At 65.2% G+C, this 14,449-nt stretch carries 15 protein-coding genes and 1 tRNA gene; 8 read left to right on the top strand and 8 right to left on the bottom strand.

The annotated features are described in order from the left end of the window. Window positions 1–56 precede the first annotated feature (56 nt). Entirely contained in the window at window positions 57–596 is a 540-nt protein-coding gene (locus tag VGN62_RS12570) for a hypothetical protein (protein ID WP_327454336.1), read from the bottom strand. Further along, on the bottom strand, window positions 583–963 hold the full coding sequence (gene hisI / locus VGN62_RS12565; protein WP_327454334.1) for a phosphoribosyl-AMP cyclohydrolase: 381 nt from the start codon (window positions 961–963) through the stop codon (window positions 583–585). The genes VGN62_RS12570 and hisI overlap by 14 nt, the downstream gene beginning before the upstream one ends. Window positions 964–1,106: 143 nt before the next feature. On the opposite strand from hisI, the gene purF reads away from it, so the two are divergent. The 3 genes from purF to VGN62_RS12550 are packed head-to-tail and all read left to right on the top strand — an operon-like array spanning window position 1,107 to window position 3,750. Further along, the gene (gene purF, locus VGN62_RS12560) at window positions 1,107–2,564 is read left to right on the top strand and encodes an amidophosphoribosyltransferase (protein ID WP_037515132.1); all 1,458 of its coding nucleotides are present in this window, start codon (window positions 1,107–1,109) and stop codon (window positions 2,562–2,564) included. 4 nt (window positions 2,565–2,568) lie between these two features. Beyond that, window positions 2,569–3,303: an SDR family NAD(P)-dependent oxidoreductase gene (locus tag VGN62_RS12555; RefSeq protein ID WP_327454331.1), complete on the top strand. Its 735-nt coding sequence runs from the start codon at window positions 2,569–2,571 to the stop codon at window positions 3,301–3,303. A gap of 60 nt (window positions 3,304–3,363) precedes the next feature. Continuing rightward, window positions 3,364–3,750, top strand: a complete 387-nt coding sequence (locus VGN62_RS12550) for a hypothetical protein (protein ID WP_327454329.1) — start codon at window positions 3,364–3,366, stop codon at window positions 3,748–3,750. A 39-nt stretch (window positions 3,751–3,789) separates the two neighbouring features. Here the strand turns inward: VGN62_RS12550 and VGN62_RS12545 are convergent, their stop codons facing one another. The 5 genes from VGN62_RS12545 to VGN62_RS12525 all read right to left on the bottom strand — a co-directional run bounded on the left by VGN62_RS12545 (window position 3,790) and on the right by VGN62_RS12525 (window position 10,204). Next, complete coding sequence (locus VGN62_RS12545) at window positions 3,790–4,965, bottom strand: serine hydrolase domain-containing protein (RefSeq protein WP_327454327.1); 1,176 nt, start codon at window positions 4,963–4,965, stop codon at window positions 3,790–3,792. Window positions 4,966–4,984: 19 nt separating this feature from the next. Continuing rightward, entirely contained in the window at window positions 4,985–6,265 is a 1,281-nt protein-coding gene (locus VGN62_RS12540; protein ID WP_327454325.1) for a cyclopropane-fatty-acyl-phospholipid synthase family protein, read from the bottom strand. Window positions 6,266–6,341: 76 nt separating this feature from the next. Further along, window positions 6,342–7,295: a metal-dependent hydrolase gene (locus tag VGN62_RS12535; RefSeq protein ID WP_327454323.1), complete on the bottom strand. Its 954-nt coding sequence runs from the start codon at window positions 7,293–7,295 to the stop codon at window positions 6,342–6,344. A gap of 12 nt (window positions 7,296–7,307) precedes the next feature. After that, the gene (locus VGN62_RS12530; RefSeq protein ID WP_327454321.1) at window positions 7,308–8,345 is read right to left on the bottom strand and encodes a 2-oxoacid:ferredoxin oxidoreductase subunit beta; all 1,038 of its coding nucleotides are present in this window, start codon (window positions 8,343–8,345) and stop codon (window positions 7,308–7,310) included. Continuing rightward, entirely contained in the window at window positions 8,342–10,204 is a 1,863-nt protein-coding gene (locus VGN62_RS12525) for a 2-oxoacid:acceptor oxidoreductase subunit alpha (RefSeq protein WP_327454319.1), read from the bottom strand. Before VGN62_RS12525 ends, VGN62_RS12530 begins: the two co-directional genes overlap by 4 nt. A 185-nt stretch (window positions 10,205–10,389) precedes the next feature. On the opposite strand from VGN62_RS12525, the gene VGN62_RS12520 reads away from it, so the two are divergent. Next, window positions 10,390–11,337, top strand: a complete 948-nt coding sequence (locus VGN62_RS12520) for an alpha/beta hydrolase (protein WP_327454317.1) — start codon at window positions 10,390–10,392, stop codon at window positions 11,335–11,337. Then, window positions 11,334–11,810: an RNA pyrophosphohydrolase gene (locus VGN62_RS12515; RefSeq protein ID WP_327454315.1), complete on the top strand. Its 477-nt coding sequence runs from the start codon at window positions 11,334–11,336 to the stop codon at window positions 11,808–11,810. Before VGN62_RS12520 ends, VGN62_RS12515 begins: the two co-directional genes overlap by 4 nt. Here VGN62_RS12515 and VGN62_RS12510 read toward each other — a convergent pair. Then, on the bottom strand, window positions 11,771–12,460 hold the full coding sequence (locus tag VGN62_RS12510; protein WP_327454313.1) for a uracil-DNA glycosylase: 690 nt from the start codon (window positions 12,458–12,460) through the stop codon (window positions 11,771–11,773). The two genes, VGN62_RS12515 and VGN62_RS12510, sit on opposite strands and share 40 nt — an antisense overlap. A 23-nt stretch (window positions 12,461–12,483) precedes the next feature. On the opposite strand from VGN62_RS12510, the gene folK reads away from it, so the two are divergent. From folK to VGN62_RS12495, 3 genes are all read left to right on the top strand, one after another. Continuing rightward, window positions 12,484–13,005, top strand: coding sequence for a 2-amino-4-hydroxy-6-hydroxymethyldihydropteridine diphosphokinase (gene folK, locus VGN62_RS12505; RefSeq protein ID WP_327454311.1), 522 nt, complete (start codon window positions 12,484–12,486; stop codon window positions 13,003–13,005). Between the two features lie 42 nt (window positions 13,006–13,047). Further along, a tRNA-Lys gene (locus VGN62_RS12500) sits at window positions 13,048–13,123 on the top strand. A 416-nt stretch (window positions 13,124–13,539) separates the two neighbouring features. Continuing rightward, window positions 13,540–14,448, top strand: coding sequence for a site-specific integrase (locus tag VGN62_RS12495; protein ID WP_327454309.1), 909 nt, complete (start codon window positions 13,540–13,542; stop codon window positions 14,446–14,448). Window position 14,449: the final 1 nt, after the last annotated feature.

Here is a 14,449-nt window from a genome sequence, read left to right as displayed (position 1 = left end):
CTAGTTTCCGTTGACGTGAACGTCAAGCCCGGCAGATAGCGCCATTTCGGGGCGGTTCAGCCCCCGCAAGGACGCTGCATATTGCCCTGTCGATCCGCCATTCGCAAGCCCCCAGCATCGGTCGCCGACCAGCTCGCGCGCGGCAGGCGCAGCCCCGAAAGCGAAGCGCGGTCGGGGCACAGCCGGGCGCATTGCGGCGGCAGGCTTCCGGGAAGGCGCAGCTCGTCTTCTTCCTCGTGGACGAGCGCGTCGCAGCCGTCGACCCCCGCAAAGCGCATCCGCCAGCCATCGCCTTCGCGCACCATCGTCCCGGTCGCGGTGCAGGACAGCGTCGGACCAAAGGCGGCGGTGACGGCAAAGCGCCACTTCCCGGCCCCCTCGGGAACGACGCACATCGCATCGCGGCCCAGATCGTGCGTCCGCTCGAAAACCCCGACGGGCGTCGCGGCTTCGGATCGCACGACGCCGCGCTGGCGCGCAGTCACTTCGAGCGGATTGTCCGCATCGACGCCCTTGCCGTTTTCGCTCGGCGCAGGCCGGTTGCATCCGCCGAGCGCCAGCGCCGCCAATAGGAGCGCGACGCTAGCCCTGCGCATCGTCCGCCAGGAAGGTCAGGCTGCCGTCGGCCTCGACGCGACGGTAGAAGCAGGAACGGCGCCCGGTGTGGCACGCGGGGCCCGCGGGCTTCACGCGCAGCAGCAGCGCGTCCTGGTCGCAATCGACGCGCATCTCGACCATCGTCAGCCCGTTGCCCGACGTCTCTCCCTTGCGCCACAAGGCGCCGCGTGACCGCGACCAGAAATGCGCCTGCCCCGTTTCGCGGGTCCGCGCGATCGCTTCGTCATTCATATGCGCGACCATCAGCAGCACATGAGTCTCCGCATCGGTGACGATCGCCGTCACCAGTCCGGCGGCGTCGAAACGCGGAAGAAATCGGTCGGCCGTGTCGCGCTGATCATCCATAAACCGCGCTTTAGAGCAGGATAGCAGCGGCTGTCACCCCGTCCGTGGCGGCGAGTATGACAAATGCGTGATTAGGGGGGCGACATTTGCGATTGCCGTCCCTATATGCGCCCCAGTCACAGCCCCCCTGCCCCTGGAACGACATGCTGACGACCCACCCTTTTGACGACGACAAGCTCCGCGAGGAGTGCGGCGTATTTGGTATTCATGGCGCCGATAGCGCCGCTGCGGTTGTCGCGCTGGGGCTTCACGCCCTGCAGCACCGCGGACAGGAAGCCGCAGGCATCACCGCCTTCGACGGCAAGGAATTCCACACCCACCGCGCGATGGGCCACGTCGCGGGCAATTTCGACCGCGACGACATCATGCGCCAGCTGCAAGGCGGATCGTCGGTCGGCCATGTCCGTTACTCGACGACGGGCGAAACCGCGCTGCGCAACGTCCAGCCGCTGTTCGCCGACCTCGCCACCGGCGGTTTTGCCGTCGCGCATAACGGCAACATCTCGAACGCCGCCGCGCTGCGCAAGGTGCTCGTCCGCCGCGGTTCGATCTTCCAGTCGACCAGCGACACCGAGGTCATCATCCACCTCGTCGCGACGTCGAACTATCGCTCGCTGCTCGACCGGTTCATCGACGCGCTGAAACAGGTCGAGGGCGCCTATTCGCTGATCTGCCTGACCGCCGAGGGCATGATCGGCTGCCGCGACCCGCTCGGCATCCGCCCGCTCGTGATCGGCAAGCTCGGCGATGCACATATCCTCGCATCCGAAACGGTGGCGCTCGACGTCGTCGGCGCCGAATTCGTGCGCTCGGTCGAGCCCGGCGAACTCGTCACGATCCGCGACGGCCAGCTCACCTCGCACCGCCCCTTCGCCGACCATCCGGCGCGGCCGTGCATCTTTGAATATGTCTATTTCTCGCGCCCCGATTCGATCGTCGACGGGACGAGTGTCTATTCGGTGCGCAAGGCGATCGGCGCCGAACTCGCACGCGAAAATCCGGTCGAAGCCGACCTCGTCATCCCCGTCCCCGATTCGGGTACGCCGGCGGCGATCGGCTATGCGCAGGAATCGGGCATCCCGTTCGAACTCGGCATCATCCGCTCGCACTATGTCGGGCGCACCTTCATCCAGCCGGGCGACAAGGTCCGCCACCTCGGCGTCAAGCTGAAGCACAACGCCAACCGCGCGCTGATCGCCGGCAAGCGCATCGTGCTGATCGACGATTCGATCGTGCGCGGCACCACCAGCCTGAAGATCGTGCAGATGATGCGCGATGCCGGCGCGACCGAAGTGCATATGCGCATCGCGAGCCCGCCGACGCAGCATAGCTGCTTCTATGGCGTCGACACGCCCGAACGCGCCAAATTGCTCGCCGCACAGATGAGCGTCGGCCAGATGGCGAATTTCATCAACGCCGACAGCCTGTCCTTCATTTCGATCGACGGCCTGTATCGCGCGCTGGGCGAAGCGAAGCGCAGCGACGACGCGCCGAAATATTGCGACGCCTGCTTTACCGGCGACTATCCGACCACGCTGACCGATTTCGACGAGCATGGGCTGGAAGATCAATTTTCGCTGCTTGCCGAACGGGTTGTCTGACACAATGACTACAGAGTCTAAAGAACTGGCGGGCCAGGTCGCGCTCGTCACCGGGGCGAGCCGCGGCATCGGCGAAGCGATCGCCGAATCGCTCGCCGCGCGCGGCGCGCATGTCGTGATCACCGCGCGTACAGCGGGCGGGCTCGAGGAACTCGAAGACCGCATCCACGAAGCCGGCGGCAGCGCGACGATCGCTCCGCTCGACCTGACCGACGGCGACAGCATCGCCCGCCTCGCCAGTGCGATTGCCGAACGCTGGCAGCAGCTCGACATGCTCGTGCTCAACGCCGCGATGCTCGGCACGCTGACCCCCGTTGCCGCGATCGACGGCAAGGAATTCAACAAGCTGCTGACGCTGAACCTGATCGCGCAGCAGGCACTGATCGCCAATTTCGACCCGCTGCTCCGCCGCGCGGCGAACGGCCGCCTGATCGCGTTGTCGAGCGGTGTCGCGCGCGAGCCGCGCGCCTATTGGGGCGCCTATGCCGCGTCGAAGGCGGCGTTCGAAACGCTCGTCACCAGCTATGGCGCCGAAATGCGCAATATTTCGACCGTGCGTACCGCGATCCTCGACCCCGGCGGCACGCGGACGCAGATGCGCGCGCGCGCCTATCCGGGCGAAGATCCGCAGAGCATCAAGGACCCCGCCGCGGTGGGCGAATTCGTCGCCGGGCTGATGGTCGAGGGCTTCGACAGCACTGCGTTCCACGCGCTGCCCAAGGTCATGGAAAAAGCTTAACGCCATCTTCGTTTTCCTGCGCTAAGACGCTCGCATAAGAGGGTTTGCAAGGGCGCGGGAATGACCAGGAATATTTTGCGTACGGCGATCGCCGTGGTGATCGGTATCGTCGTTGCGTTCGGGCTGATCTGGATCGCCCAATATGCCGGCAGCGAAATTTCGCCCGACGTCTATGACCCCGCCAGCGGCGAAGTGCTGATCCCGGTCGGCTCGACGATCGCGCTGGTCGTCGGCTGGTTCATTGGCAGTTTCGGTGGCGGCTGGCTGGCGATGCGGATTTCCGCCGGTACCGGCGCCGGCTGGATCGTAGCCGGCGCGGTGATCGGCGCGGCGCTTTACCGTGCCGTCACGCTCGCCGATACCTGGTGGATCATGGCGCTGGGCGCCATCGTCCCGCTTGCCGCGGTCTGGCTGGCCCAGCGCGCGGCAAGCGTCGTTACCGAATAAGAACTCGCCGCCCCCGCGAAACCGGAGGCGACGGCCGCTTTATTTTGCGGCTTCCTTGTCCACCGCGGCCTGCACGCTCTTGTAGAAGGCCTCGCGCGCCGCGCCGACGCCTTCGGGATCGGTTGCGGTCGGCCAGTTGCCGTTCGACGCGATCACCAGCTTGCGCTTGGGATCGATGAAGATCCCTTGCCCGAAGATGCCCTGCGCGGCGAAGCTGCCATCGTCGTTGGTCCACCACTGATAGCCATAGCCGCGACCCGGCAGGTCGATCCCCGCCTGCTTTGTGGTTGCCGAAGCGAGCCAGTCGTCGGGCAGCACCTTCTTGCCACCCGCAACCCCGCCATTCAGGATGAACTGGCCGAAACGCGCATAATCCTTGAGGCTGGCCGACATGCAGCAGCCGCTGATCTCATGCCCCGTCGCACCGAGCATCCACACCGCGTCCTGCTCCATGCCGAAGGGTTTCCAGACCTTTTCGGACAGATATTGCGACAGCGTCTTGCCCGTCGCGCTCGACACGAGCACGCCGATCAGATTGGTCTCGCCGGTCTTGTACACCCACTTCGACCCCGCGGGTGCTTCGCGCGGCAAGGTCTTCATATAGCTGACCGTTATGTCCTCGCCGGCGACGGGCTTCTGCAGGTTGAACAGCGCCACGTCGGACTTGGGGTCGGTATAGTCCTCGTTCCATTTGACGCCCGAGGTCATGGTGAGCAGCTGCTTCACCGAGACGTCGTCATAGGCCGAGCCCTTGAGACCGGGGATATAGACGGTCACCTTGTCGTCGAGGCTCTTGATATAGCCGTCCTTCACCGCCGCGCCGACGAGCGTCGAGGTGAAGCTCTTGGCGACCGAGAAGCTCGTCCAGCGGCCCGCGGCACCATAGCCGAGCGCATATTTTTCGAGCCGCACCTTGCCGTCCTGCACGATGATCAGCCCCGCATTGCGCTGCTTCGCCATATAGGCGTCGACATCGGCGCCGAGGTCGATCGGCTTGCCCTGCGGCAACGGATAGACCGGTCCGCCCGCCTTCACAGTGTTGACGACGACCTTGGGAACCGTTTCCATCGTGCGGAAGGCGGCGTCGCGTTGATCCTGGGTCCAGAACAGCACATTCAGATCCTTTGGCAGTTTGTCGGTCGTTTGCGTCGGTGCGGGCGCAGTGCACCCCGCCGCCGCGGTGCACAGCAGCACCGCTGCCAAAAATCTTCGCATATGCTTTCTCTCCCTGTTTTCAGGCTGTCTTTTCGAGCGTGACCTGCGCGACGTCGATACCGCCGCCGCGAAAGCCCCCCTCGCAATATTGCAGATAATAGCGCCAGAGCCGGACAAATCGTTCGTCGAACCCGGCCGGAAGCTGGTCGGCCGCGACTGCCGCGTCGAAACGTTCGCGCCACTGGCGCAGCGTTTCGGCATAGTCGCCGCCGAACCGCCGGACGTCGCGCCAGGCGAGCCCGCGCGCCTCGGCCAGCGCGCGAAAGCGGCTTTCCGAAATCAAGCAGCCGCCGGGGAAGATATAGGCCTGGATGAAGTCGCTGCTTGCGGCGTAGCGTTCGAACAGGGCGTCGTTGATCAATATATACTGGATCGCCGCCTTGCCACCGGGGCGGAGCAGCCGCGCGATCGCGTCGAGATAGGCGGGCCAATAGGCTTCGCCCACCGCCTCGACCATCTCGACGCTGGCGATCGCGTCATACGGCCCCTGCGCGTCGCGATAGTCGCAGATTTCGATGCGCGAGCGCCCCGAGAGATCGACCGCGTTCAGCCGCGCATCGGCGACATCGGCCTGCGCGGGCGAGAGCGTAATGCCGGTGTAGAGCACGTCGTGGCGCTCGACCGCGCGTTCGGCGAGCGCGCCCCAACCGCAGCCGATTTCGAGCAGCCGGCTTCCCGAGCGCAGGTCGAGCCGGTCGAGGATCGCATCGACCTTCGCCGTCTGCGCTTCCTCTAGCGACTGGCCGGGGTCGGTGAACAATGCGCTCGAATAGTTCATGCTCGGGTCGAGCCACAAGCGATAGAAATCATTGCCCAAATCATAATGGGCATGGACATTGCGCCGGGCACCGCGGCGATCGTTGCGGTGCAATGCATGGATCGCCTTGTTGAGCCAGCGCCACGGGCCGCGCGCGCGTCCGACATTGCCCAGCGCCTCGCCGTTACGCATGAACAGGTCGAACAGCGGCACCGGGTCGGGTGACGACCATTCGCGCGCTTCCCACGCGCGATACCATCCCACCGAGCCCGAGAGCGCCAGCCGGGCGAGCGCGGTCCAGCTGTGGAGATGCACGACCGCCACCGGGCCCTTGCCGCGCCCGCCGAGCAGCCGCACGCTGCCGTCGGGTAAATGCCCCTCGATCGTGCCGAGCATCAGCCCCGCATCGATGCGGTCGAGGATCCGGTGAAAAAAGCCCGCCGGGGCCAGCGCCATCAGCCTCGCCAGCCCCCCGCCCGTGCGATAGGCACGGTCGGCGCGGAGCAGTTCCTTGCCGCGGCGCGGGCTGACATGCGTGTTCATAGGCACCTTCCTGCCCCAAACGCATCGCGCTGACAATCGGTTGAAACGCGCGACACCATGACGTCACGCGCGCCGGTCATTCGGGGTGACTCGCGGTGTCCGGCGCGGTCAGGTGGACCTCGAAACGATCCTGCGCGAGCGGATGCATGAAGCGCTGGTCGCGCAGCCGGATCGCGTCGCCATCGCCTTGTGCGACGGGCATACGCGACCAGAACAGAAAGGCGCGCGTCGCAGGATCGGCCCTGACCCAGGTCGCGAGACGCGGATCGTCCATGCCCGTCGGCGCACCGGTCAGGTCGACGTCGCCGCCCACGCCCGGAACGAAGCTTGCGGTGCCGTATCGATCGGCGGTCCGCCAGAAGACATCGCGTTTCCAGAAGGCCAGCGGCGGCGGGCTCGCGACGACGAGCGCGTTCGCCCGGCCATTGGCCTCCAGCGCGGCGGCAACGCTGCGCTCGGCGGCGCCGGTGATGACGCCGTTGGCGAAGATATAGGCGCACACCGTCGTGAAGCCGATCCATGCCGACCGCCGCCAATTGGCCGCGCCGCGGCGTTCACCGCGCAGCGACAGCCACACCGACACCGCGAGCGCGATCCATATCCACAGGTCGATGATGAAGATGCTGTCGCCATAGAACCAGCGATGGCTGAACGGTTCGAGCAGGCGGATGCCGTAATTGTTGAGCCAGTCGAGCGCCGGATGGCTGAAACAGCCGATATAGGCGAGCGCGAGCAGCCAGCGCTTGTCGATCGGCAGGCGCCCTGCGGGCCGTTTGCCGCGCCGTTCCTGCCAACGATCGAACGCGATCATCAGCGCCCAAAGCAGGATCGGCAGCAGGATCAGCGCGATCGGCCCGTGGGTGATCCCGCGCCGCATCGCGAGCGATTCGATCCCGTAGATCGCGCAGCCCGCGTCGATATCGGGCAGGTTCGCCGCGATGATCAGCGTCGGCATCGCCAGGCCGGTCTTTTTCTTGAGCCCCATTTGCCCAAGAAGCGCGCCGACGAGGCTATGCGTCAGATTATCCATGACGGCGGAAGGTCAGAGTTCGGGGCCGCCTTCGGTCACCGTCCAGGTCTGCCCCTTCTTGAGCAGGCCCTGCAGATCGGCCTTCTTGCCTTCGGACGCCGCCTTGTTCTGGCGGACCACATCGGCCTCGAAAGTCGGGCGCGGGTCGTCGTAGAGCACGCCGAGCGCCATCGGGAATTCGCCGAAGCGCATTTCGACGAGCATGTGCGCGACGCTGCGGTTGGTCACGTCATGGACGATCACTCCCGCCGCCTGCCAATCGCCATCGACGACATCGACGGTCTTGAGATGCAGCGCCTCGGCATCGAGCGCGATGCCCTTCGTGCCCTTGGCATAGAGCATCGGTTCGCCCTGCTTGAGCCAGAGCTGGCGATCTTCCGCTCCCTTCGGCGCCGCAAAATCCTCGAACACATCTTTATTATAGACGATACAGTTCTGGAAAATCTCGATAAATGCCGCGCCCTTGTGCGCGTGCGCTGCCTTCAGCACGTTCGGCAGTTCCTTCGACACGTCGAAACCGCGCGCGACGAAACGCGCGCCGGCGCCGAGCGCGAAGGCCGCGGGCTGTGCCGGGCGATCGACCGAACCATAGGGGGTCGACGGGCTCGTCGTGCCGACGCGGCTGGTCGGAGAATATTGCCCCTTTGTAAGGCCATAGATCTCGTTGTTGAACAGCATGATCTGGCAATCGAGGTTGCGGCGAATGAGGTGCATCGTGTGATTGCCGCCGATCGACAGCCCGTCGCCGTCGCCGGTGACGATCCACACGTCGAGGTTCGGATTGGCGAGCTTCAGCCCCGTCGCGAACGCCGGCGCGCGGCCGTGGATCGTGTGGAAGCCATAGGTTTCCATGTAGTAGGGGAAGCGCGACGAACAGCCGATGCCGCTGATGAACACGGTATTCTCGGGCGCGGTGCCGATTTCGGGCATCGTGCGCTGCACCGCCTTCAGGATCGCATAGTCGCCGCAGCCGGGGCACCAGCGGACTTCCTGATCGGTTTCCCAATCCTTGAGCGTCGTCGGGCGCGCGATGGTCGTCATCTCGTTCATGCGAGCGCTCCTTCGATCGCTTCTTCGATTTCGGCGATGGTGAAGGGCTGGCCCGACACCTTGTTCACCGGTTTCGCGTCGACCAGATACTGGTCGCGCAGCACGGTCTTCAATTGCCCCGTGTTCATTTCGGGCACGATCACCTTGTCATAGCTCTTGAGCAGCTCGCCGAGATTGGCGGGCAGCGGCCAGATATGGCGGATGTGCACATGGCTGACGTCCGCCCCTTCGGCGCGCTTGCGGCGCACCGCCTGATGGATCGGGCCGAAGGTCGACCCCCAGCCGACGACGGCAAGTTTGCCGCCCTCGGCTCCAAGTTCGACGACCTGATCGGGGACCGTGATGCCGTCGATCTTGTCCTTGCGGATATCGGTCATCGCCTGATGGTTGGCCGGCGCATAATTGATGTGGCCGGTATCGATTTCCTTCTCGATCCCGCCGATACGGTGGAGCAGGCCCGGCGTGCCGGGCTTGACCCAAGGACGCTTAAGCTTTTCGTCGCGGCCATAAGGCTTGAAGCCGCCCTCGGGCACCTCGGTGAGGAACTCGACCGGGAAGGCCTCGTAAGTCGTGAGGTCGGGGACCGCCCACGGCTCGGCGGCGTTCGCGATATAGCCGTCGGTGAGCAGCATCACCGGGGTCATATATTGCACCGCGATACGCACCGCCTCGATCGCGCATTCGAACGCGTCGCCGGGCGAGCGCGCGGCGATGACCGGCATCGGCGCATCGCCGTTGCGGCCATAGACCGCCTGATAGAGGTCCGACTGCTCGGTCTTGGTCGGGAGGCCCGTCGAGGGGCCGCCGCGCTGCGAATTGACGATGACGAGCGGCAGCTCGGTCATGATCGCGAGACCCATCGCCTCGCCCTTCAGCGCGATGCCGGGACCCGACGAGCTGGTGACGCCGAGCGAGCCCGCATAGCTCGCACCGATCGCCGAACAGATGGCAGCGATCTCGTCCTCGGCCTGGAAGGTCGTGACGTCATATTCCTTGAGCCGCGACAGATGATGAAGGATCGCCGATGCGGGGGTGATCGGATAGCCGCCGAAGAACATCGGCAGCTTTGCAAGCTGCGCGCCCGCGACGAGGCCGAGCGCGATACCTTCGGCGCCCGTCAGCGTGCGGTAGAGGCCGGGCGCCACAGGTGCCGGATCGACATGATGCTGCTTGAGCGGGCCCGCAAGCTCGGCGGTCTCGCCATAGGCATGGCCCGCGTTGAGCGCCGCGACGTTCGCCGCCGCAAGGTTCGGGTCCTTGGCGAACTTCGCGTTGAGCCAGTCGATCAGCGGCTGGCGGTCGCGGTCGAACATCCAGAGCGAAAGCCCCAGCGTCCACATATTCTTGCAGCGCAACGCTTCCTTGTTGCCGAGCCCGAACGGCTTCACGGCGTCCATGGTGAGCTGGCTGATATTGAGCTTGAGGAGCTGCCATTTGGCGAGGCTGCCGTCCTCGAGCGGGTTCGCGTCATATTTCGCCTTGGCGAGGTTACGGTCGTTGAATTCGCCCTCGTCGGCGATGATCAGCCCGCCCTGCTTCAATTGCGGCACATTGGTCTTGAGCGCCGCGGGGTTCATCGCGACGAGCACGTCGGGCGCGTCGCCCGCGGTGTCGATCGCCGACGATCCGAAATTGATCTGGAAGGCAGACACGCCGAACAGCGTGCCCTGCGGCGCGCGGATTTCGGCAGGAAAGTCGGGGAAGGTCGCAAAGTCGTTGCCCGCGAGCGCCGACGACAGGGTAAACTGACCGCCGGTGAGCTGCATACCGTCGCCGCTGTCACCGGCAAATCGAACCACCACTGCATCCGAAAGAGGGGACTGCCGTTCGTCGGCCTGGTCCACTGCCGCTGTCGCCATTTTGTGTATCTGCCTTTGAATCTTGCGAACCTGTGACATCGGCCTAGGCCCGTGCGCGCCAAGCCGCAATTGAGAAAAAATTGTGCGCTGCAAAGGGCAAGCGACAGGTCGGTTTCGATTTGCGATTGAATTTGCCCCGCCGATGCCGAATAGCATGGCGAAAATATCGATCAGGGAGAGACTGGATGACCGACGGCACCACCCATCAAGCGCGCCCCGATGTGGCGGCGTTTCTCGCCTTCCTCAACGCGCAGGAAGGCCCGAAGATGGAGGAGATGCCGCCCGAAGGCGCGCGCGAGATGTTCCGCGTGATGGGCCAGCTCGCGGACGTCCCGCGCGGCGAGATCACGAAGGTCGAGGACCGGACGATTCCCGGACCCGCGGGCGAAATCGCGATCCGCCTCTATGACAATCGCCCCGACCGCGAGCCGGGGCCGGTGATGGTCTTCTACCACGGCGGCGGCTGGGTCATCGGCGATCTCGACACGCACGACGCCTATTGCGCGCAGGCCGCGCGCCTGCTCGACATGCCGGTCGTCGCGGTCGACTATCGCCTCGCCCCCGAACACCCCTTCCCCGCCGCGCCGATCGATTGCGAAGCGGCGACGCGCTGGGTCGCCGACAACATCCCCTGCACGGGCCTTGTCCTCTCCGGAGAAAGCGCCGGCGGCAATCTGACAATCGTCACCGCGCTGACGCTCCGCGACAATCCCGCGTCGAAACCCGTGATCGCGATCCACCCCATCTATCCCGCGGTCACGACGCACGACGACTGGCAAAGCTATCGCGATTTCGGCGAAGGCCATCTGTTGACGCAGGGCAGCATGACCTGGTTCGGCAATCATTATGCCGCCGACCCCGCCGACTATCGCGCCTCGCCGCTCGATTTCCCGGCCGAGGGGCTGCCGCCGACGCTGCTGATCACCGCGGGGCTCGATCCGCTGCGCGATCAGGGCCGCGCCTATGCCGCCAAGCTGATCGAAGCGGGCGTCCCGACCACCTATCGCGAGGCAAAGGCCACAATCCACGGCTATATCAACCTCGCGCAGGGCATCCCGAGCGCACAGGAAGATATCCGCGGGGCATTGACCGTATTGAAGGCGATCGTCGCCGAAGCTAACGGGGCGGCATGATCGACCATAGCAAACTTCCCTACCGCCCCTGCGCGGGTGTCATGCTCGCCAACCGCGACGGCCGCGTCTTCGTCGGCCAGCGGCTCGATACGACGAGCGAAGCCTGGCAGATGCCGCAGGGCGGGATCGACGACGGCGAGGATGCCGAAGAAGCGGCGATCCGCGAACTCGGCGAGGAAACCGGCGTCCATGGCGGGCTGGTCGAGATCATCGCGCGCAGCCGCGAGGAATATTTCTACGACCTGCCCGACCATCTGATCGGCAAGATGTGGGGCGGCAAATATCGCGGCCAGCGCCAGCACTGGTTCCTGATGCGCTTCATGGGCGCCGACAGCGACGTCGACATCCATACGAAGCATCAGGAATTCCGCGCGTGGAAATGGGCGGAGCTGAACGAAATCGAGAAGCTGATCGTCCCGTTCAAGCGCGCGCTCTATCGCGGGCTGGTCGAGGAATTCGGCCCGCTCGTCTGATCCTTGAGCGCCAGCGCGGTGCGAAACACATCGCGGAACATGTCGGCCGTTAGCCGTCCGGTGTTCGTGTTGTAGCGCGAGCAGTGATAGCTATCGACGAGGCGCCGTCCATCGGGCAGCGTATGAACCACGCCGTGGGCGAAAGGATGCGCAGCCAGCCTCTCGCCAAAGGCGCGTAACGCCGCGTCATGCGCGATCCGGCCGAGCGCGATGATGACGCGCACCTTTGGCAACGCGGCCATCTGCGCCTCGAAGAAGGACCGGCAATTCGCGATTTCGGCGGGAATGGGCTTGTTTTGCGGCGGCAGGCATTTGACGCTGTTGACGATGATCGCACCTTCGAGCGTCAGCCCGTCGTCGATCCGCGCATCGTAGCGGCCCCTGCTCAGCCCGAATTCGGCGAGCGTCGCGAACAGCAAGTCGCCCGCATAGTCGCCGGTAAATGGCCGCCCCGTCCGGTTCGCCCCATGTTTTCCGGGCGCCAGCCCCGCGAAGGCCAGCCAGCCGCCGCGATCGCCGAACGCATAGACCGGCGCGTTCCACCAGTCGGGGTGCTCTGCCCGGCATTCACGCCGCAACGCGACGAGCCGCGGGCATCGCGGACAATCGCGCGGCGGCTCGGTGCCGGGCAACGGGCTGTCAATTTCCACGCGTCTGCGATAGGCGCGAGGGCATGAGCAACGCAACGCCGCTTCCCCTCTATGCCATCGGCCTCGGATCGAATCGGCGCCACGCGCGCTTCGGCGATCCGCGCGCGGTGCTGCTGGCGGCGCTCGCTGCACTCGAAAGCGACGATATCGAGCCGGTCGATGCGAGCCCGATCATCGCGAGCGATCCCATCGGCCCGTCGCGCCGGCGCTATGCCAACGCCGTCGCGCTCGTCGCGTCGGCGCTCAGCCCGCCCGACATGCTCGACCGGTTGCAGGATATCGAAGCGCGCTTCGGCCGCCGTACCGGCCAGCGCTGGAGCGCGCGGACGCTCGACCTCGACATCCTGCTCTGGTCGGGCGGGGCGTGGTCCGACGGCGCGCTGACGATCCCGCATCCGGCGATCGAACAGCGCGCCTTCGTGCTCGGTCCGCTCCGCGCAATCGTCCCCGACTGGCCGCATCCGCTGACCGGCCGCAGCGTCCGTCAGCTTGCCGCACGCCTGACGCGTCCGAAGCCGGTTGACCGGGGCGCATCGGCGCACTAGGGCGACGGCTCACTTTCGCGCGCCGCTTCGCCGGCGCCGGATGGGCCCTTAGCTCAGTCGGTAGAGCAACTGACTTTTAATCAGTAGGTCGCTGGTTCGAACCCAGCAGGGCTCACCAGTATCTGTCAGACACGTTTTCTGGCCAAAAATTGAACCCAGAGGCTAAAATTGGTCACTGGGCTTTTCTGATCATGGCTTCAGACACGCTATAAACTCCCAAAGCAGCACAAATTTGGCATAAATTTTTGCCGTTATGAAATTTTATGCCAACCTTATAAGTTCGAATTCAGCTAGGGGTGACGGCACGTGTCTGACACATCGCTAAGCCGATCTGCTCCACGCCTATCTGTGACAATCCGGTATTGCACTCGATCAACCTGAACCCCGCGATTGACCGGAATTGGCCGGTGCACGAACCGCTGTCGCGGATTGGCGCTAGCCTCGATGTAAAGCGGCCCAGCGATCGCCGCGGCTGATTGAACGCGGGCTGCCGCAGGCAGACCCTTTCGGCTCCTTTACCTGAGGAGTCGAACGATGAACGAGCTTATCCAGATTGGCCCGATCAGCCCGCTGCGCCAGCGCCTGATCGACGACATGACCATGCGCCGCTTCTCGAAGGAGACGCAGCGTAACTATCTTCGCGACGTCGGACGGTTCGCGACCTGGCTCGGGCGCTCGCCGCACACCGCAAGCGCCGAGGATATCCGGCAGTTCCAGATCGAGCAGCAACAGGAAGGCGTCCCGGCGCCGACCATGAACAGCATCGTCGGCGCGCTGAGGTTCTTCTTCACGCATACCCTCGACCGCCCCGACCTCGCGCGTAAGCTGGTCCGCACCAAGCAGGTTCGCAAGATCCCGGTCGTTCTGACCATGGCCGAGGTAAAGCGCCTGCTCGATGCGACCCGTTCCCTCAAGCACCAGGCGGCGCTGTCGGTCGCCTATGGCGCGGGGCTGCGCGTCGCCGAGGTGTCGGCGCTAAAAGTCACCGATATCGACAGCAAGCGGATGCTGCTGCGGATCGAGCGCGGCAAAGGCGGCCGCTACCGCAACGCCATGCTGCCCGAAGGCCTGCTCCTGCTGCTGCGCGACTGGTGGCGCGCCGGACGGCAACAGGGCATCCTCCTTCCCGATGGCTGGCTCTTCCCCGGACAGAGCGCCGCGGCGCCGATCAGCACGCGCCAGCTCTACCGTGTCGTCGTCGAAGCCGCGGAGGCCGCCGATATCGACAAGCGCGTCGGACCGCATACGCTGCGCCACAGCTTCGCCACTCACCTGCTCGAGGACGGTGTCGATATCCGCGTCATCCAGGCATTGCTCGGCCATGCCAAGCTCAACACCACCGCCTTCTACACCCAGGTTGCCACCAGGACCGTTCGGTCGATCGTCAGTCCGCTCGACAGGCTCGCGCTCGCATCGCCGAGCGAGGAGGCACCCGACGGCTGAG

The organism is Sphingopyxis sp., from assembly GCF_035998905.1.
In the GTDB taxonomy this organism is placed as follows: Bacteria; Pseudomonadota; Alphaproteobacteria; order Sphingomonadales; family Sphingomonadaceae; genus Sphingopyxis.
This window is presented reverse-complemented; position numbering and strand designations above follow the sequence as displayed.